The organism is Streptomyces sp. NPDC107546, from assembly GCF_055639175.1.
Genome location: NZ_JBVKBA010000041.1, coordinates 1 through 19040 on the forward strand (window position 1 = coordinate 1; position 19040 = coordinate 19040).

At 71.3% G+C, this 19040-nt stretch carries 14 protein-coding genes and 4 pseudogenes; 6 read left to right on the plus strand and 12 right to left on the minus strand.

The features are described 5' to 3' along the window. Window positions 1-243: 243 nt before the first annotated feature. The 4 genes and pseudogenes from ACZ7L1_RS34560 to ACZ7L1_RS34575 form a co-directional block, all read right to left on the minus strand. Window positions 244-558: pseudogene (locus tag ACZ7L1_RS34560) on the minus strand (MarR family winged helix-turn-helix transcriptional regulator); the annotation flags it as partial. 29 nt (window positions 559-587) lie between these two features. Next, window positions 588-1802, minus strand: coding sequence for a cytochrome P450 (locus ACZ7L1_RS34565; protein WP_471443029.1), 1215 nt, complete (start codon window positions 1800-1802; stop codon window positions 588-590). 181 nt (window positions 1803-1983) lie between these two features. Beyond that, window positions 1984-3441: an aldehyde dehydrogenase family protein gene (locus ACZ7L1_RS34570; RefSeq protein ID WP_471443031.1), complete on the minus strand. Its 1458-nt coding sequence runs from the start codon at window positions 3439-3441 to the stop codon at window positions 1984-1986. Between the two features lie 122 nt (window positions 3442-3563). Beyond that, window positions 3564-3857 (minus strand): hypothetical protein, encoded by a 294-nt coding sequence (locus tag ACZ7L1_RS34575; protein ID WP_471443032.1) that lies wholly within the window; start codon window positions 3855-3857, stop codon window positions 3564-3566. A 183-nt stretch (window positions 3858-4040) separates the two neighbouring features. Between ACZ7L1_RS34575 and ACZ7L1_RS34580 the strand changes: the two genes are divergently transcribed. Continuing rightward, window positions 4041-4406 carry a nuclear transport factor 2 family protein gene (locus ACZ7L1_RS34580; RefSeq protein WP_471443034.1) on the plus strand — a complete coding sequence of 122 codons (366 nt, stop codon included), beginning with the start codon at window positions 4041-4043 and terminating at the stop codon, window positions 4404-4406. A 53-nt stretch (window positions 4407-4459) separates the two neighbouring features. Here ACZ7L1_RS34580 and ACZ7L1_RS34585 read toward each other — a convergent pair. Next, a pseudogene (locus tag ACZ7L1_RS34585) lies at window positions 4460-4642 on the minus strand (TetR/AcrR family transcriptional regulator); the annotation flags it as partial. 229 nt (window positions 4643-4871) lie between these two features. Here ACZ7L1_RS34585 and ACZ7L1_RS34590 point away from each other — a divergent pair. From ACZ7L1_RS34590 to ACZ7L1_RS34605, 4 genes and pseudogenes are all read left to right on the plus strand, one after another. Then, window positions 4872-5234 carry a MarR family winged helix-turn-helix transcriptional regulator gene (locus ACZ7L1_RS34590; protein ID WP_014173936.1) on the plus strand — a complete coding sequence of 121 codons (363 nt, stop codon included), beginning with the start codon at window positions 4872-4874 and terminating at the stop codon, window positions 5232-5234. Then, entirely contained in the window at window positions 5231-6664 is a 1434-nt protein-coding gene (locus ACZ7L1_RS34595; RefSeq protein WP_471443036.1) for an MFS transporter, read from the plus strand. The genes ACZ7L1_RS34590 and ACZ7L1_RS34595 overlap by 4 nt, the downstream gene beginning before the upstream one ends. 33 nt (window positions 6665-6697) lie before the next feature. After that, on the plus strand, window positions 6698-6991 hold the full coding sequence (locus ACZ7L1_RS34600) for a DUF1330 domain-containing protein (RefSeq protein ID WP_471443038.1): 294 nt from the start codon (window positions 6698-6700) through the stop codon (window positions 6989-6991). A 246-nt stretch (window positions 6992-7237) separates the two neighbouring features. Then, window positions 7238-7360, plus strand: a pseudogene (locus ACZ7L1_RS34605) (epoxide hydrolase); the annotation flags it as partial. Between the two features lie 5 nt (window positions 7361-7365). Here the strand turns inward: ACZ7L1_RS34605 and ACZ7L1_RS34610 are convergent. Next, window positions 7366-7620 (minus strand): annotated as a pseudogene (locus tag ACZ7L1_RS34610) (hypothetical protein); the annotation flags it as partial. Window positions 7621-7729: 109 nt separating this feature from the next. Between ACZ7L1_RS34610 and ACZ7L1_RS34615 the strand changes: the two are divergent. Then, complete coding sequence (locus ACZ7L1_RS34615; RefSeq protein WP_471443039.1) at window positions 7730-8983, plus strand: YncE family protein; 1254 nt, start codon at window positions 7730-7732, stop codon at window positions 8981-8983. Here ACZ7L1_RS34615 and ACZ7L1_RS34620 read toward each other — a convergent pair. The 6 genes from ACZ7L1_RS34620 to ACZ7L1_RS34645 form a co-directional block, all read right to left on the minus strand. Next, window positions 8976-10844 carry a cellulase family glycosylhydrolase gene (locus tag ACZ7L1_RS34620; protein ID WP_471443041.1) on the minus strand — a complete coding sequence of 623 codons (1869 nt, stop codon included), beginning with the start codon at window positions 10842-10844 and terminating at the stop codon, window positions 8976-8978. The two genes, ACZ7L1_RS34615 and ACZ7L1_RS34620, sit on opposite strands and share 8 nt — an antisense overlap. A 70-nt stretch (window positions 10845-10914) precedes the next feature. Then, on the minus strand, window positions 10915-12927 hold the full coding sequence (locus tag ACZ7L1_RS34625; RefSeq protein ID WP_471443043.1) for a GTP-binding protein: 2013 nt from the start codon (window positions 12925-12927) through the stop codon (window positions 10915-10917). A 137-nt stretch (window positions 12928-13064) separates the two neighbouring features. After that, window positions 13065-13979 carry an aminoglycoside phosphotransferase family protein gene (locus ACZ7L1_RS34630; protein ID WP_471443045.1) on the minus strand — a complete coding sequence of 305 codons (915 nt, stop codon included), beginning with the start codon at window positions 13977-13979 and terminating at the stop codon, window positions 13065-13067. Between the two features lie 25 nt (window positions 13980-14004). Then, a complete protein-coding gene (locus ACZ7L1_RS34635) occupies window positions 14005-14526 on the minus strand; it encodes a metallophosphoesterase family protein (protein WP_471443046.1) in 522 nt (173 codons plus the stop codon). 21 nt (window positions 14527-14547) lie between these two features. Further along, a complete protein-coding gene (locus ACZ7L1_RS34640; protein WP_471443049.1) occupies window positions 14548-16971 on the minus strand; it encodes a SpoIIE family protein phosphatase in 2424 nt (807 codons plus the stop codon). Between the two features lie 267 nt (window positions 16972-17238). Then, window positions 17239-18693, minus strand: a complete 1455-nt coding sequence (locus ACZ7L1_RS34645) for a S1 family peptidase (RefSeq protein ID WP_471443051.1) — start codon at window positions 18691-18693, stop codon at window positions 17239-17241. Window positions 18694-19040 lie beyond the last annotated feature (347 nt).

A 19040-nucleotide genomic window follows, 5' to 3' on the forward strand; every position in this document is an offset into this window, starting at 1 on the left:
GCCGGAAAGCTCGCGGCGTCCGGTGCTGGGGGCACCTCCCACGCCCTTCAGGCAGTGGGGGAGCATCGCAAGGCGGAGCGTCGCCCGCGTACTGGATGTACTCGGGCGATGCGACAATGCGGCGAGGTGCCGTGCCGAGCGTCGGGAGCCGGTGAACCTTTCCGGCCACAGCACCAGGCCGAACTGGCGGCGACCCGGTTCCTCGCCACCGCCGGCTGACGCGCCGGGTCAGGAGGACGAGGGGCGCTGGGCGCGGCGGTCGTCGGGGTCGGGCACCCGCCTGACGTAGCCGGTCTTCTGCATGTGCTGCACCTGCCGGGTCACGTGGGAGGCCTCGACTCCCAGCCGGTTGGCCAGCTCCCCCGGGCGCAGTGGCTCGGAGTCGGCGATCTGCCGCAGCAGCGCGACTGCGGCGCGGTCGAGGGGCACACCGGCCAGGGCCATCAGACGGTCGTGCTGCCGGGCGCGCGTGCTCAGATAGGTGATGCGGTTGAGCGCGCGCTCGATCTCGATCACTTCCGGGGAGGTGGGGAGGGAGGGGGGCTGCGAAGGGGACATACCTGCCCGTACCGCCCTGCTGGCCGTGATCACCACCGTACGGGAACCTCGCTCAACCCTCCGACGACCAGTCCCTCGAGCCGCCGCAGGTCCTTGGCCGGAACGGCGAGGTCCAGACCGGGAAGCCTACGCAACAGCACGTCGAGGACGGTCTGCAGTTCGGTGCGGGCCAGGGCCTGCCCCAGGCAGGAGTGCGCGCCGACGCCGAAGGCCAGATGCGGGTTGGGGCTGCGGTCGAGTGCCATCTCACCGGCGTCCTCGAAGGCGGTCTCGTCCCGGTTGGCGGCGGCCATGCTGCACATGACGGTCGTGCCGCGCGGCAGGAGGGCGCCGCCCACCTCGACCTCCTCGTCGATGTAGCGCGGCATGCCGATCCCGGCGTTGGCGTCGAACCGCAGCGCCTCCTCCACCGCGGAGCGCACCAGCGAGCGGTCCGCCAGCAGTCGCTCCCAGCGACTCCGGTCGGACAGCAGCATGGCCACCATCTTCCCGATCATGTTGGCGGTGGTCTCGTGCCCGGCGACCAGCAGGCCCCTGCCGGTGGCGACCAGTTCCCGGTCGGACATCCGGTAGCCGCCGGGTCCGGTGGCGACGATCAGTTCGCCGAGGAGGTCGTCCCCGGGCGCGGCGCGCTTGGCGGCGAGGTGCTCGCTCATGTAGGCGTTGAACTCGGCCTCCGCCTCGTCGACCTCCTCCTGGGTGTAGCGGGTGAGGTTGAGCAGGGCATCGGACCAGTAGGAGAACCGGTCCCGGTCCGAGTCGGGGACGCCGAGCAGCTCGCAGATCACCCACACCGGCAGCGGGAAGGCGAGGCTCGCCTTGAGGTCCGAGGGCTGCCCGCGCTCGACCATGGCGTCGACGAGCCGGTCGGCCATCGCCTCGATGCCCGGACGCAGTGCGGCCATTCGCTTGGCGGTGAACCACTTGGTCACCATCCGGCGCCAGCGCCGGTGTGCCTCGCCGCTCTGCGGGATCGCCAGTGCCATCTCGTTGCTGAACACGCCGCCCGACTCGGTGGACGTGATCCGGGCCGCGTCGTCGGCGTCCAGTCGGCGGGTGAACCGCTCGTCGGACAGGACCTGTTTGACGTCCTCGTAGCGCGTCAGCAGCGATGCCTCGTCACCGCTGGGCAGCGTCACCCGGGCGACGGGGCACTCACGCCGCAGTGCGGCCCATTCGGCCGGCGGCTCCAGCGCGCTGTCGCTCGGCAGCGGGTAGCTCAGCGGCTCCTGGGGAACGGTCACGGCCCCTCCTCCGATCCGGTGGCCCCCGCGTCGTCAGGCAATCCCGGCCCCGGGGTTCAGTCAAGCGACTGTCTCAAAAGCCGCGGAGATCAAGGCCGGGATTCAGCCGTTCGCCCGAGGGTGTGGACCTGCCCCCGGCGCGCAGGGCAGGCCGGGGCGGGAGGGGCGACGGTGAGCGGGGTCAGAAGGGGTAGTGGGCGTGCTGGGTGGCGATGGTGACCCAGCGGGTGTTGGAGAACGCCTCGATGCCCCAGCGTCCGCCGAAGCGGCCGTAACCGGAGGCCTTCACTCCGCCGAAGGGCGCGTGCGGTTCGTCGGCCACCGACTGGTCGTTGACGTGCACGATGCCGGTGCGCACCCGGCGGGCGACGGCCAGCCCGTGGGTGGCGTTCTCGGTGATGATGCCGCAGGTCAGCCCGTTCTCGGTGTCGTTGGCCAGGTCGGCGGCGGTGTCGTCGTCGGCGAATGTCTGCAGCACGCACACCGGGCCGAACGACTCCGCGTGGTACAGCTCCGCGTCCTTCGCCACACCGGTGAGGACGGTCGCCGGGTGCACCGCGCCCTCGGGCTCCCCTCCGACGAGGACCTTGGCCCCCTTGGCCACCGCGTCCCGCACCAGGCCGGCCACCCGCTGCGCGGCCGACCGGCTGACCAGCGGCCCGACCACGGTCTGCGGATGTGCCGGATCACCTGCCCGCAGCGAGGCCGCCTTGGCGGTGAACTTCTCCGTGAACTCCTCGGCGAGGGACTCGTGGACGAGGATCCGGTCGCCGGACATGCAGATCTGCCCGGCGTTCATGAACACGCTGAAGGTGACCGCGTCGACGGCGTAGTCCACGTCGGCGTCGTCCAGCACGATGACCGCGTTCTTGCCGCCCAACTCCAGGACGGCGGGCTTGAGGTGGCGTGCGGCCAGTTCACCGATGATCCGGCCCACGCCCGTCGAGCCGGTGAAGTTGACGGCCCGCACCCGTTCGTCACCGATCAGTGCCTCGGCGATCTCGGCCGCGTCCTCGCGGGCGTTGGTGACCACGTTCAGCACGCCGTCCGGCAGTCCGGCCTCGCGCAGCACGTCCGAGACCAGCAGCCCGCAGGCGATCGGCGCGTCCTCGCTGGGCTTGACGACCACCGTGTTGCCCGCGGCCAGGGGCGCCGCGACGGCCCGTACGCCGAGGATGACCGGCGCGTTCCACGGGGCGAACGCGGCCACCACGCCGAGCGGTTCGCGCACCGCGAGTCCGAGCGCGCCCGCCTCCTGGGCGCTGAGGACCTCACCGCGTGGAGCGGTGATCGCGGCTGCCGCCTCGCGCAGGATGTTCGCCGCGAGGGCCACGTTGAAGTAGGCCCAGGGCCGGGTGCCGCCCGCCTCGTGCGCCATGATCTCGGCCACCTGTTCGCCACGGGCGTCCAGCAGGTCGGCCGCCTTGAGGAAGATCGCGCGACGGGCGAAGGGGGCCAGGGCCGCCCAGGCGGGGAATGCCGCGTCCGCCGCGTCCACCGCGCGTCGGACGTCCTCCGGCCCGGCGGCCGCCACCGTGGCGAACACATCACCGGTGTAGGGGTTGACGTCGTCCGTGGTGCGGCCGGACGCGGCGGGCACGTCCTTGCCGCCGATGAGCAGTTCGCGGGAGACGGGCACGACGACTTCCTTTGTTCGCCTAGTGAAATCGAATTCACTGATCACCGGGATGCTCCGGCGGACCTCGGGGAATGTCAAGGCCCCCGGCCGTCGACGACCGGGGGCCCTGCGCCGTCGCCGCGCTACTGGACGGCCGGGAGCAGCCCCGTGACGGGTGCGGCCAGATCGGTGGCCTGGTGGAGCTGGTTGGCCTCGTGCAGGTGGTTCAGGCCCGCCAGTTGGCCGGACAGCCGCGGGATCTCGTTCCGGTGCTCCGCGGGGACCCCGCTGCGGGCCAGTGAGTCGAGCACGGTGACCGGGTTGAGCCTGCCGGCGTCCGGGGTGCCTGCGGCCGCCGCGGTGGCCGGCGGCGTGCCGAGACCGGCTACGCCGACGGCGAGACCGACCGCGGCGACGATGCGTCGTGTTGAGATCATGCCTTCAGCAACGTCGCCCAGCGGCGCGCGGTCACGGGCCCCTGGCGCCGCTCACCCGAGAGGCGCACCGACCCCGGCGCGTTTGCCGGTGCCGCGCGCCGGGGGGAGGCTCGAAGCAGAGGCCCTCAAGCGGCCCGCCGCTCGCCGGGCCGCGGCCTTCCAAGGAGGTCGAAGGAGGTCACCATGGGCACCGCGGCAAGCGCCGGCTTCGACACGGAGGCTCTGCGCCGGGGCATCGAAGGAGAAGACACGACGGCTCTGCTGTCGCTGTACGCGGACGACGCGGAGATACGCGTCGTCGACCGCAACACCCAGCCCAGCCACCCCAAGGTCCTGCACGGCCGGGACCAGATCAGCCAGATGTTCAGCGACGTCTACAGCCGTGACATGACCCATCACCTGGACCAGTGCGTCGTCCAGGGCGAACACGTCGCGTTCACCGAGTCCTGCGAGTACCCGGACGGCGTACGGGTGCTGGCCAGCTCGATGGCCTCGCTGAGGAACGGCAGGATCGCCGAGCAGGTTCTCGTCCAGGCCTGGGACGAGTAGGCGGATCACGGCCGCCTGTGGCTGCGCGGCGGCGGAGCGCGACGAGGCCCTGCTCAGGCTGCCGGCAGCCAGCCCGGCGGACGCAGGATGGCCAGGAGTTGGCGGACCAGTTCGTCCACGATCTCGTCCAGGGTCGCCTCCACCCAGCCGGCCCGCCAGTCGTGCAGCAGGCCGTTGACGCTGCCGACGAACGCGGTGGCCGCGAGCCGGTAGTCGCGCGGTGCCGCCTCAGCACGCCGACCAACTACGCCAGCACGCGCAGGTGCTGGAGAAGCAGGCCGCCTCCGAGGCCATGCCCGATCCGCTCGCGGACCGGCGCCAGTCGACCATTTCCATAAATTCTGAATATAAAAATGCTATGCTTCGAGCGTGAGTCGTCAAGACACCGCTCCTGGCACGTCCGCCGCCATCGGTGCAGCCCTCTACGGCCTGGCCACCAGGGCCGCGAGACGCCTGCCCCGGGACATGAGCCTGACGTCCGCCGCCACCCTGGCCACCCTGGACCGGACCGGCCCGCGGCGCATCACCGATCTGGCCGCGGTCGAGGGCGTCACCCAGCCCGCGATGACCGCCCTGGTCCGGGTGATGGAGGAGTCCGGCCTGGTCGAGCGGCGGGGCGACGCGTCCGACAAGCGGGTCACGCTGGTGTGCCTGACCGAGGCCGGCGCCTCCTATGTCCGGACGCGGCGCCAGGCGGGCGTCCACGCGTTCGAGCGGTTGATCGGCGAGCTCACCGGCGACGAGGTCGAGGCGCTGGTGGCGGCCCTTCCGGCGCTGAAGCATCTGGCAGAGCTCGAAAGCCAGGACCGCGAAGGGCCGAAGCAGTGACCGGGCAGCCGGTCGACGGGGTCGCGGTGAAGGCGTTCCCGGTGGCGCGTTCCGAGGCGAGGCTGCTGGTCCCCGCCCTGATGTTCATCGCTCTGGTCGTGGCGGCGGTCGCCAGCCTCGGGACGCCGCTCATCACCAGCGTGGCGACCTCGTTCCACGTCTCGCTCGGCAGCGCGCAGTGGACGCTGACCGTCGCGCTGCTCAGCGGCGCCGTCGCCACGCCGGTCCTGGGCCGGCTCGGAGCCGGCCCGCACCGGCGGGCCGCGATCCTCGCCACGCTGGCGGTCGTCGTCGCCGGCAGCGCGCTCACCGTGCTGCCGCTGCCGTTCGCGTGGCTGCTGGCCGGCAGGGCGGCCCAGGGCGTCGGGCTCGGGCTGACGGCGCTGATGATGGGCGTGGCCCGGGACCACCTCCCCGAGGAGCGCAGCGCGGCCGTGATCGCCCTGATCTCGGTGGTCTCGATCATCGGGGCCGGCGTCGGCTACCCGCTGGCCGCACTGCTCGCCGAGCTCGGCGGGGTACGGGCCGCCTACGGCCTCGGCCTGGTCGTCACCGCCGCCGCCCTCCTGACCGCGTGGCGCTCCATGCCCGAAGCCCCCGAAGGCCGCTTGGCCCACGTGGACGTGGCAGGCGCGGTCGTCCTGGCCGCTGCGCTGCTCCTGGTGCTGTTCCTCGCCGGCGAACGGAATCTGTGGAGCCGGCACCTCGCCGTGGTGGCGGGCCTCGCCGTCGTCGCGGTGGTGCTGCTCTGCGTCTGGGCCGTCATCGAGCTGCGCAGCACGACGCCCCTGGTCGATGTGCGGGCGGTGCGGCACCCGGCGGTCGCCGGGGCGAACCTCGCCATGTTCGTCGGCGGGATCGGCATGTACCTCCTGCTCACGCTCATCACCCGGTACGCGCAGACGCCGCACGGCGCCGGCTACGGCTTCGGGCTGACGACCTTCGTCGCCGGGCTGGTCCTCGTCCCGTTCTCGGTGCTGGGGTTCGTCTCCGGCAAGCTCACGCCGCGGGTCCGGAAGCGGATCGCCGACCCCCTGCTCCTGGCCGGCAGCGCCGTCGTGGTCGGCGGCGGGTTCGCCCTGTTCGCGGCGGCCCGGTCGGACCTGGCCGAACTGTTCGCGGCGATGGGCGTGCTCGGCTTCGGCGTCGGCGGCTTCTCGGCCGCGATGCCCGGCGTCATCCTGGCCGTCACCCCCAAGAGCGAGACGTCGAGCGCCATGAGCTTCAACTACGTCGTCCGCAGCGTCGGGTACTCCCTGGGCAGCGCCATCGGCGGCCTGATCCTCGCCGCGGGCACCGGCCCCGGCCACCTCTTCCCCGACGACAGCGCCTACACCACCGCGGCGCTGGTCGGCATCGGCGCCATGGCGCTCACGACGCTGACAAGCCTCGCTCTCGCCCGCCGACGCTCGTCCGAGACCAACCCGTAAGTCAGATGCACTCATCCCAACACTGGAGGTTCCATGCCCAAGGGCTACTGGGTCAGCGTCTACCGCACCATTTCAGATCCTGAGAAGCTGGCTGCTTACAACAAGCTGGCCCGCCTGGCCGTCGAGGCCGGGGGCGGTCGGGTCCTCGTCCGTGGCGGTCGGGTCGTGGCGCATGACGCCGGAATCGCCGAGCGCACCGTCCTGATCGAGTTCGACAGCTTCGAGCAGGCCGTCGCGGCGCACGAGAGTGCGGCCTACCAGGAGGCGCTGGTCGCCCTCTCCGACGGCGTCGAGCGCGACTTCCGCATCGTCGAAGGCATCGACTGACCGAGGTCCAGTCGGATCTTCACTGAAGCTCAGTGAGTTTTTGCCCACCGCAGGCGCCAGCGCCAGCCAGGACCTGTTTGGGCGATCGCGCTCCCGTGGGGTGGCTGCGGTGAAGGGACCTCATGAGTACAGCGGAGATGAGTCACGCTGAGGCAGTCGCAGCGCGGTAGGACCGCTCAGCTACCGGGTGGAGGCACGACGGGCCCGGCCGAGCCGGTCCGCCAGCCGTCCCAACTCCTCGATCCCGCCGAGCGCTCGAACAACATCGTCCTCTGGTCGACCTTCGATCGCGGCGGCCACTTCGCCGCGCTCGACGTGCCAGATCTCCTCGTCGGCGACCTCCGGCAGTTCTTCCGCCGTTTCCGCTGAACGCCTTCCTCATGGAACTGTGGCTCGCTGCAGCAGGCCGCTGCCGATCCTTGCCCCGTCCCACCCGCTACAGAGGCAGGGGGACTCAACATGCTGAAGTCGGCGCCGAACAGCTGGAGTCCCGCGTCCAGGAACCGCCGGCGCCGCTCGGCCTGCCGCTCCTCGGCCGTCCTGCCGCCGTACCGGCCCGTCGGCTGCTTGAGCCTGCCCGCCGCCCGCGTCCCCTCGCCGTTCGATGAGCCGTTCGCCTGTCGCCCCATTTTGTCGTGCGCGGAGTCTTGTGAAGAGGGTCGGCCCGTCCTTACTTTCCAGTAAGTCACTTTGAACTCAAGCGTGTTCAGTCTCCCATTCCAAGACAGGGACCCCACCATGCCTGTTCTCAGATCCCGGCACCTCTTCTCCCTCGCCGCCGCTCTCGCCCTGACCACGGGCGGCACCGCGACGGCCGCCGCCGCGCAGGACTCCTCCGCCGCCGCGCTGCGCGAGGTGATGTTCGTGGGCAACAACTGGGACGGCACCGCCGACGTCATCAGGTCCAGCGGCGACTTCGCGCGGATCGGCCGCGTCAACGTGATCCCCGACAAGGAGGCGCGGTTGAAGGAGATCAACGCCGATCCCATCAAGTGGATCTACTTCATGGCCATCCGCAACAGCGTGGGCGAGGGCCACGACCAGTTCGTGGACGACATGTACTCCACGCCGGACGGCAGGTCGATGGTCGTCTCCCGGCCGAGCTTCGCGGACGTCGTCTCCATCGATCTCGCCACCGGGAAGATCAACTGGCGTTTCCCCGTGGCCGGTTACCGAGCCGACCACATGGCGGTCTCCCCCGACGGCACACGGGTCGCCGTCTCCGCCTCCACCGCGAACAAGGTGCAGGTGCTGGACATCGACACCGGCAAGGAACTGGGCGAGTTCGCCACCGGTGACAAGCCGCACGAGAACATCTTCACCAAGGACGGCAAGTACATCTGGAACATGGCGATCGGCGACGTCAACACCTCGCTCGACGACCCGTCCCTGGACTGGACGAAGGGCGACCGCCACATCACGGTCGTGGACGCCGCCACCTTCAAACAGGTGAAGATCATCGACATGCGCGACCGGCTTGACGCGATCGGGCTCAAGGACTTCTCCGACGCGGTCCGGCCCGCCGTCTTCACCCCCGACGAGTCCAAGCTCTACTTCCAGGTGTCCTTCTTCAACGGATTCCTGGAGTACGACCTGGCCACCGACAAGATCACCCGGGTGAAGACCCTGCCGAAGAACCCGGCGACCAGCGAGGACCGCACGACGTGGGTCAACGACTCACGCCACCACGGCATTTCGATGAACCCGGCGGGCACCAAGCTGTGCGTCGCGGGCACGATGGACGACTACGCGACCGTGGTGGACCGCGCCACCCTCCAGGAGGGCCCGCTCGTCACCGCCTCCAAGCCCTACTGGGCCACGGTGAGCGGTGACGGCAAGGACTGCATCATCTCGGAGAGCGGCGCCGACCAGGTCACCGCGATCGACTTCGCGACGGGCCAGAGGGTGGTCTCGGTCCCGGTCGGCGACCATCCGCAGCGGGTGCGCCTCGCGCACGTCCCCGCGGACTGGAGCGGCCCGTCCGCTAGCTGAACTCCTTCGCCGCCCACGCCGCGAGCTCCGTCCGCGCCGCGCTCAGCAGGGACGCGGACGGAGCCGTGGCCCCGTTCGTGACCAGCGCGTAGTGCACGGCGCCCGGGTCGGAGGCGGTCAGCAGGAGCCGTTTGCTGCCCGTGCCGCCCACCTCGTTCGCCACGGCGACCGGGGTGGACGTGGTGTAGACGGGCAGCCCCGCCGCGGTGCCGAGGTCGGACACCACGGTGGTGGACGCGGCCGGGAAGGAGGCCGGCAGGTGCAGTTCCGTGGGCGCCGCCGATCCGTTCGCGCGCCACACCAGCAGGCCGTACTGCCCCGAGCCCACCAGTCGCGCCACGCTGGGCAGCGAGCCCGGCACCGGGTTCCAGGTCAGCGTCGTCGAGCCGTCCCGGGAGCGGTCCTCGTAGGCGAAGGCCACCGTCGTGCCGGCGGTCGCGCTCGGGTAGAGCCGGTCCAGCAGCCGGGCGTCCTGGCGCAGCACGGGGGTGCCCGAGTCGTCGAGGGCGACGGCGGAGAGGTCCTCGTCGTTCCAGGCGTCGCCGGAGGTGAGGACCTTGTCGGGGTTGCCGTTCATCAGCTCGTGGTGGCGGCCGTTGTAGAGGTCCCACTGCCACTGCGTGCCGGAGAGCACCGGGCCGGAGTCCACCGGGTCCGACCACCAACTCTCCCCCTTCACACGGGAGTCGAGCGCCTGGTACATCGCCTTCAGCACGGTCGGCGCCTTGTCGGCGACGGAGCCGGACAGCGGGTGGCCGAACTCGCTGACGACCGCGGCCGTGCCCAGGGCGCCGGCCCGATCGCGCACCGTGCCGAAGTCCGTCGCGTACTGCCCGTCACCCGCCTTGCCCCACATGAGGACGCCGGAGATGGCCTTCTGGTCGTAGAAGTGGGTGTTGAAGACGTAGCGGGGGCCGATCGCGCCGGCGTCGAGGAGCCCGCCCTCCTGCTTCTGGGTGGAGATGTTGGCGTTCCAGAAGAGGTTGGGCTCCACGAAGGCGGGCTTGTCCTGCCAGCCTGCCGCGTCCATCCGCGCACGGAACCTGGCGTAGAACGGCCAGAGCACGTCCCGTTCCCAGGTGCGGCTGGTCTGCCCGCTGTCGTAGGCGCCCGCATGGGGCTCGTTGAACGGGTCGAAGCCGACGACTCGCGCGAACTCGTCCTCGGCCAGGTGCTGCTGGATGTACGCCATCGTCTTCTGCGCCGTGGCGAGGAAGGCGTCCTGCACCCCGTACGCGTTGTGCCAGAAGTCGTACGACGCCTTCGTCACCGCCTGATTCTGAGTGATGTTCTGACCCCAGAACAGACAGATCCCGCAGGACTCGGCGGGGTGGTTCCCGGCGTCCACCGCCCATTTGGGGGCGCCGTCGCCGGTGTACCAGCTGCCCTGGTTGAAGAGGTAACGGGAGTAGAGGTCCTGATGGAAGTCGGGGTAGACGCGGATACCGGCGTCGAGGAACGCGCGCATCTGGTCGGTGACGGCGGCGAGGTAGGCCGTGTCGACCTGGCCGCGCACCGGCTCGGCGTGGGCCCATGAGAGGAGGAAGCGGACAGTGTTGCCGCCGCCGAGGGTGCGCAGGGCGGTCGCCGACTTCCGGGCGTCGGCGACGGAGGCGAACGGCAGTCCGCTGTTCTCCTCCAGCTTGGTCTCGCCGGAGACGTTGTAGCCGCGCAGCACGACCTCACGGCCGAGGCCGTCGGTGAGGCGGCCGCCCTGGACGGTGAGGGTGGCGGACGCCTGGGCGTCGAACCAGAGGGAGTCGGGAAGGGAGTCGGCGGCCGCGGGCCGGGCGTCCGGGGCCGCCAGGAGGCCGGTGAGAGCCACGAGAACGCCGCACAGACGCACACGTAACTTTGCCATGCACATTACACTCGGGGCGATTTACGGCCTATGTCAACACCCGTGCACCCTCCGGTGCGTTCGTCGCGTCTCAGGACGGCACCCCCGTCGCTCGCCCCGGCACCCTCCGCATCACCCGCAGCAGGTACTCCTCCCGGTCCAGCGGGTTGTGGTCGCTGCGCGGGCGGGTCGGTACCGCGCCACCGGTCACCGGGGCGTAGTGGTCGAACGCGGACTCCAGCTCGCCCTCGCCGCGGGTCAGCCCCGGCAGCGTCTGCTCCAACTCGTGCACCTGGGCAGCCGGTACCCGGCCCTCGAGAACACAGGTACGCCCGCGCAGTGAGGTGGTCCCCGGGACCGCGCGCAACCGGGTGAGAACCGGCAGCAGCGCGCCGAGCGTGTCCGCCGGGGCCTCGATCCGGAAACGGTGCATCGGCTCGTGGACCCGGGTGCCCGCCCGACTGAGCGCGGTCATCACGACCAGCGGGGTCAGGCCCCGGAAGTCCGCGCCCGTGCTCGACATGCTCTTGTCGAAGCCCTGGTGGGCGTGGCTCTGCCGCGGGGAGTAGCCGGAGTGCGTCATGGTGACCGTGCAGTCGGTCACCTGCCAGCCGTGCAGGCCCTGCGTCAAGGTCTCGTTCACCGTGTCCTCCACGGCCTTGAAGAAGGCGTACGGCATCGAACCGAGCTCCACCTCCAGACGGAACATGACGCCCGACCCGACCGGGGCGGGGTCGATGCGCAGGCCCACGGTGGCCAGAAAGGGGTTGGCGTCCTTCTTGTTGAACTCGACCGCCGAGCCCGTGCCGACGGGCCGTTCGACACACAGCGGCGTCGTCTCGCGGAAGGTGACGGCAAGTCCGTACTCCTCGGCCAGGGTCGCCTGGATGACCTCCTTCTGGACCTCGCCGTACAGGGACACGGAGATCTCCTGGCGGAGCTCGTCCTGCCGCAGCGCGATGAGCGGGTCCTGTTCGGCGAGCTGGGTGAGCGCGAGGTGCAGCGCTCCCCTGTCACGCGGGCGGGCGGGGACGACCACGGTCTCCAGGGTGGGCGGGGAGAAGTGGTGCCCCGGCTGCTCGGCGCGCGGCGCCTCGCCGAAGGTGTCGCCGATACGGACGTCGGTCAGGCCCCACAACTTGCCGATGCGGCCCGCCGTCACCGATGCCTCGCGGTCCGCTCCGCCCCGGTCGAAGACACTGATCGCGGTGACCTTGCCCTCTCTTCCGTCACGGAACACCAGCCGGTCGCGGGTCCGCAGGGTCCCGGAGAACACGCGCGCGTACGCGATCTTCTCCCCCGCCGGTCCCCGCTCGACCTTGAAGACGGTGCCTGAGGCAGGCCCCTCGGTGTCACCCTCGGCGGCCGGCAGGAGTTCCGTGAGACCGCCGATCAGCTCGCGCACACCCGCTCCCGTGATCGCCGAGCCGAAGAACACGGGGTGGACCAGGGCGCCCCGGGTCTGCTCGACGAGGGCACGGCGCAGCCGCTCGTAGGACACCGCGTCCTCGACGTACGCGGCCAGCAGCTCCTCGTCGTGCTCGGCGAGGACGTCGAGCAGCCGTGTGGTGAACGCGGTGTCGTGGGTGTCGTACGGCACCACGTGCGCGTCGCGTGTGCCGAGTCCGTACGGCCGTCCCATCGGGACCACCGACGGGGTGAGGCGCTCGGCGAGAGCGGTGAGGGTCCGGCCGTCGTGCGCGCCGCCGCGGTCGATCTTGTTGACGAAGACGAGGGTCGGGATCCGCAGCCGTCGCAGGGTGCGCATCAGGACGCGGGTCTGGGCCTGGACGCCCTCCACCGCGGAGACGACCAGCACCGCGCCGTCGAGCACGCCCAACACCCGCTCGACCTCGGCGATGAAGTCGGGGTGGCCGGGGGTGTCGATCAGGTTGACGGTGACGTCGTCGAGCGTGAAGGAGACGACGGCGGACTTGATGGTGATGCCGCGCTGCCGCTCCAGCGCGAGGGTGTCGGTCTGGGTGCTGCCGTCGTCGACACTGCCGATCTCGTCGATCACTCCGGCGGCGTGCAGCAGCCGCTCGGTGAGGCTTGTCTTACCCGCGTCTACGTGCGCGAGGATTCCCAGGTTCAGCGTGGGCACAGAGCGTCATGTCCTTAGGGAGGGTGCTGGTTCCTTGCTGGGTGGACATGAACGCTGTGCGCATGGGGGCTCCTCAGGTTTCGACGGCTCTGTCCCGTGCAGTCCAGCAGGACCCCGACGGTGACAGCAACGGATTTTCAGGCGCGCTCACTCCTGTGGTCGGCGATGAGCTGCTCCAGATGGTGCAGGGCGCTGCGCACCCTGACCGGGTCCTGCCGGAAGTACGGGTCGTCCGGCACCGGCAGCGAGCCCGCGAGGGCCCAGCCCCGGCCACGGGCCCAGGTGGCGTCGTCGACGCCCAGCGCCTCCCGGAAGTCGCCGCGCACCTCCTCCGGCAGGAACTTCCAGGCGGCGAGCAGGTCGACCGCCGGGTCACCGACGGCGAGGGTGCCGAAGTCGATGACCGCGCTCAGCCGGCCGTCCACGGCGAGGAGGTTGCCGACGGCGAGGTCGCCGTGGATCCAGACGGGCGGCCGGTGCCAGGCGGGTGCGGCGAGGGCCGCCTCCCAGACCTCCGTCACCGCGTCGGCGTCGATCAGGCCGGACCGTTTGAGCGCCTCGATCTTGGGCCGTACCCGTGCCTCGGAGGCGAGCGAGTCCCGCTCGTCGCCCATCGGCACGCCCCGGAAGGCGTTGCTCTGCTGGGGAGCGGGACCGCCTGTGGGATCGATCGCCTGGAGCGCGGTCAGGAACGCGGCCAGTTCGAGCGCGGTGCGGCGGGGGTCGGCGAGGCCTTCGGGGGTGGCCGTCTCGCCGTCCAGCCAGCGGTAGACGGACCACGGGTAGGGGTAGCCCTCGCCCGGTTCTCCCTTGGCGACGGGTTCGCTGACGGGCAGCGGCAGACGGGGCGCGAGCCGGGGCAGCCAGGTCTGCTCCCGCTCGACCTGACCCGCCCAGTGCGGGTAGCGCGGGAGGCGCACGGACAGCTCCTCACCGAGGCGGAACGTCGCGTTGTCCATGCCTGAGGCCGGGACCGGGGTGATCGGAAGGCGGGCCCACCGCGGGAACTGGGCCGCCAGCAGACGGTGTACGAGGTCGGCATCGATCAGCACCGGCCCATCTCACCCAAACGGGTCGTCAGGAGTCCACTGATTTTCCGGTGCGCGGGGGCAGCCGGTGCAGCCGGACGTCCGTCAGTTCGCCGCCGGTCGCGGTGGCCGTCATGTACGTGCAGTGCGGCTGGCGGCGGCGGTCGGTCGGGGAGCCGGGGTTGAGGAGGCGCAGGCCGGTGTCCGTGGTGGTGTCCCAGGGGATGTGGCTGTGGCCGAACACCAGCACGTCGAGGTCCGGGTACCGGTCGGCGCAGCGGCGTTCCCGGCCCTGGGCGGGTCCCGTCTCGTGGACGACGCCGAGGCGCAGGCCGTCGAGGTCGGCGCGGGCCACTTCGGGCAGCCGGGCGCGCAGGGCGGGGCCGTCGTTGTTGCCGTACACGCCGATCAGCCGGGCGGACCCACTCTGCAGCAGGTCGAGCGTGGCGACGTCCACCCAGTCGCCGGCGTGGATCACGACGTCGGCGCGCGCGAGTTCGGCGAGCAGCGGCGCGGGCAGTGCCTTCGCACGCTTGGGGAGGTGGGTGTCGGACATCATGAGCAGACGCACGACACCAGGGTGTCATCCAGGTCAGGCCTGCGCGTCGGCCGGCGAGTGCTCCAGGACGACGTCCGCCCACACCTGCTTGCCGCCGCTGACCGGGAGTGTCCCCCAGGTGTCGGACATGGCCTCGACGAGCAGGATGCCACGGCCGCCCGTCGCCTCCCAGCCGATGCTGGTCGGCTTGACGGGCGTGCGCGGAGAGGAGTCGGCGACCGCGACGCGCAGCCGGTGGTTGGACAGGGTGAGGTCGAGCCGGACCTGGCCGTCGGTGTGGACGAGGGCGTTGGTGACGAGTTCGGAGACGACGAGGAGCACCGTGTCGGTCTCCTCCGGCACGCCCCAGGAGCGCAGGGTGCGCCGGGTGAAGCGGCGGGCGTGCCGGACCGCTTCGGGAACGCGCCACACCGTCCAGCTCTCGCGCAGCGGGAGCATCGCCATGCCGTCGTAGCGCACGAGGAGCAGCGCCACGTCGTCGCTGCGGTTGGCCTCGGCGAGCAGGGCGTCCGCGACGAGCCCCAGGTGCGCGGGGTCGGCGGCGGAAAGCTCGCCGGCGATCCGCGCGAGGCCGTCCTCGATGTCGACGTCGGCGGACTCGACCAGGCCGTCCGTGGTGAGGGCTACGACCGTGCCGGGCTGCAGCCTGATCGGGCTCATCGGGTAGTCGGCCTGGGTGACGACCCCGAGGGGCGGTCCGCCCTCCGATTCGGTGATCTCGGTGCTGCCGTCCGGATGGCGCAGCAGGGGCGGGAGGTGCCCGGCGCGGACGTACCAGGCGGTGCCCTGCTCCATGTCGACGTCGACGTAGCAGCAGGTCGCGAAGAGGTCGGACTCCATGTCCACGAGGAGCCGGTTGGCGTGCGAGACGACGACGTCCGGGGGGTGGCCCTCGGCCGCGTAGGCGCGCAGCGCGGTGCGCATCTGGCCCATCAGGGTGGCCGCGCCGGCGCTGTGGCCCTGGACGTCGCCGATGACGAGGGCGACGTGGTTGTCGGGCAGCGGGATCACGTCGTACCAGTCGCCACCGAGCTCCAGACCGGCGGTGGTGGGCAGGTAGCGGGCGACGGCGACGGCTCCGGGCAGCGCGGGCAGGCGACGCGGCAGGAGGGCGCGCTGGAGCATGCCGATCAGCTCGTGCTCGGCGTCGAAGGCGTGGGCTCGCATGAGCGCCTGTCCGGTAAGACCGGCGACGGCGGTGAGCAGGGCGCGTTCGTCGGGGCCGAAGTCGTGCGGGCTGTCCCAGCCGACGAGGCAGGCGCCGGCCATGCGCCCGCCGGCGGGCAGCGGCAGCACGGCGAGACCGCCGGGGCCGACCTCGGCGAGCGCGGGTTCCAGTGGGGTGCCGGCGGGCCAGATAGCGGCGCGGCCTTCCCTGAGGGCGGTGGCGAGGGTCGGCATGGCGCGGACGGGCGCGTCCGGCCACTCCGAGCGCCACTCGGTGCGCCACAGCTCAGGCCAGGCCTCCGGTTCTGGCGGGTCCAGGACGGTGACGACGAGGCGGTCGGACTCCAGCTCGGCGAGGGCGATACGGTCCGCCCGCAGAGGGCCCCGCAGGGCGGCGACCACGGCCCTGCTGACGTCGCGGACGGTGCCAGCGGTGGCGAGGGCGGCGGCGAGCCGCTGGATGCGGGTGACGTCGCTGACGCCTGGGCGCAGTTGGGACGCGTCGGTGACCGTGCCGACGAGCCGGACCGCGTGCCCCTCACCGGCGGGCTGCAGGCGTCCCCGCAGCCGCAGCCACCTTGGCTCGCCGGAGGGCTGGAGGATGCGGAACTCCAGTTCGCGGTCGCCGATGGACATGTGGTCGGCCTCGACGACGGACATCACGGAGGGCAGGTCCTCCGGAACGGTCCGGGCGAGCAGGGTCTCGACACGGCCGTCGAACTCGCCTGTGTCGATGCCGAACAGCCCCAGCATCTCGTCGTCGACCTGCACCCGGCCGCTGTCCATGTCGAGCGTGAAGGAGCTGCCGGGCAGCCCACCGGTCTCGACCGCGCCCGGAGGCGGGCAGGTGACGGCCTCGGCGAAGAGCTTCAGGCACGCGCGGTCGTCGGTGTCGAAGCCGTCCGGGCCGTCGCTGACGACGGCCAGGCATCCGCCCCCGCGCAGCGGCAGGACGGCCAGCGAGAAATCCTGGGTGGGCATCCGGCGCGCGTCGGCGCAGCGGCCGATGTCCTCGGGGGTGAGCCACTGCGCCTGCCCGGAACGGTGCACCTCGGCGGCGGGGCCCGTGCCGGAGGCGGAGTAGGTGTCACGCAGCCCGTACAGCGCCCGCGGAACGCCGGCCGACTCGGTGAGGGTCAGCTGGTCGCCGCCCTCTTCGGGGCTGTAGACGACGGCGAGGGTGGCCCCGGTGAAGACGAGCACTTGTTCGAGCACGCGTCGTAGGCGCTCGCGCGGGTCGAGGTCCGCCGCGAGCGTCTTGAGGGCAAGTTCCGCGCGCAGCGTTCTCATTCTGCGTCCCGCAGTGCCCTCACTGCCCACCCTGCCATTACAGCGCGTCCCGGACGCTCGCGCAGCCCCTGTGAGCGCACGGACCGACGGCTCGCGGATGCGCGGTGGAGCGGACGCGGTGGTCGGCGCGCCCGCTGCGGACAGTGACGGGCCGCAGACTGAGCGCGCGGGCAGCCCTGAGGGCAGTCCAGGAAACGGAGCGGTCCGGCCCTCCCGCCGGAGGGCCGGACCGTTCCACTGACCGGGGGAACCGCTGTTGCTTCCCGGTCAGTGGCTCGACACCAGTCCGGAGCCGTCGCCCACGCCGCTGCCCGACTGGTCGCCGGCGTTGCCGGACTGGTCGGCGGCCCCACCCGACCGGTCACCAGGGCTCGCCGACTGCTGACCGGCGCCGCTCTGGTCACCGGCACCGGCACCGGCGCCGCTCTGGTCACCGGCACCAGCACCGCTCTGGTCACCGGCACCGGTACCAGCACCAGCACCAGCACCGCTCTGGTCGCCGGCACCCTGCTGACCACCCGGGCTCGCCGACTGGTCGCCCGCACCCGCACCGGCACCGTTCTGGCCGCCTGCGCCACCGGCACCGAGCGTCGCGCCGGTCGCCTGCAGCGCCGTGGTCACCGGCTGGAAGAAGGTCTCGCCGCCGGTGGTGCAGTCGCCGCTGCCGCCCGAGGTCAGGCCGATCGCGCTGCCGTCCTGGGTGAACAGCGAGCCTCCGCTGTCACCCGCCTCGGCGCAGACGTTCGTCTGGATGAGCCCGGTGACGGTGTCGACGCCGCCCGGGTTGGTCTCGCTCTGGAAGTTGACGGTGGCGTCGAGCCCGGTGACGGTTCCGTCGTGCAGCCCGGTGGTGCTGCCCATCCGGAAGACCTGCTGGCCCACCACCGCGTCCGCGGCCTGGGTGATCTGGACCGTCTGGCCGTTGCCGACGTTGACCTCGCTCGGGGCCTGGGTGTTCGGGTCGTCGTACTTGACGAGGGAGAAGTCGCCGTTGCCCGGGAAGGTGGCCTGGTCGACGGTGGCGATCGGCCGGCCGTTCTGGGAGTCGGACCACTGCTTCGCCGCGACTCCGCAGTGACCGGCCGTCAGGAAGGCCGGGCTTCCGTCGCCGGCGGTGACGTTGAAGCCGAGGGAGCAGCGGACGCCGCCGCCGTTCGCCTGCGCGAAGATGGCGTCGCCCCCCGACACGAAGGTCTTGAAGGTGCCCGACGACTTCTTGACGGTGGCCACGCCCGAGCCGAGGCTCTTCACCGTCGACTGGAGCGTGTTCCACCTGGAGCCGGTGACCGTACTGTCCGCGGTGACCCGGATCTCGTTGGTCCTCGGGTCGACGGACCACGCGGTGCCGGGGATCGTCGCCTTGGTCCGCAGCGTCTTGGCGGCGTCCTGGAGCGTGGCGGTGCTGTTGTGCACCTGGTTGGGGACCGCGCCCGCCTTTCTCACGGTGTCGACGACCTTGTTGTCGTTGCCGACCACGTTGACGACGACCTGCTGTTTTTCGGCGTTGTAGTAGGAGCCCGCGAAGGCATCACCCAACTGCGACGCGAGTTGCTTGGCGACGAGCGAGACATCGGCCGACTTGAACGTCTTCGGCGTGTCGCCCGACGCCGAGTCCGTCTGGGACGCGTTGGCGTTGGGCAGCAGAAGGGCCGCAGCTCCGAGCGCCGCCACGCTTCCAACCGCGATCGCGGCCTTGCGCTTGGGTATGCGTTTGTGACTCAACTCTCGACCTCCTGGGGACGGGGTCCGTTGCCGCCGTCCGGCAGCTGACTGGGGCGCCTGGATGCCAGTTGATACGCGCGCGTCCGGTGGGGCGTTCAACGGACTTTGCCGCTGGCCGAGTTGGCGTATGCGAAAGCGTGAAATAGGTGGCAAAGGCACCTGTCGAGCCCGGTCGGGCGGAAGAACCAGCTCGCCAAGGGGTAGTGGACACAATGCGCTACCAGTCAGTAACCCTGGGTTCGTCAGGCCCGGCCGAATCCTGGCTTCAGGGAATCTGCACATCGAATGCGCAAGCGGGTCACCATGCACGACGGATCTGCACAGGCGCACACCGGGCGCCGCGCCAT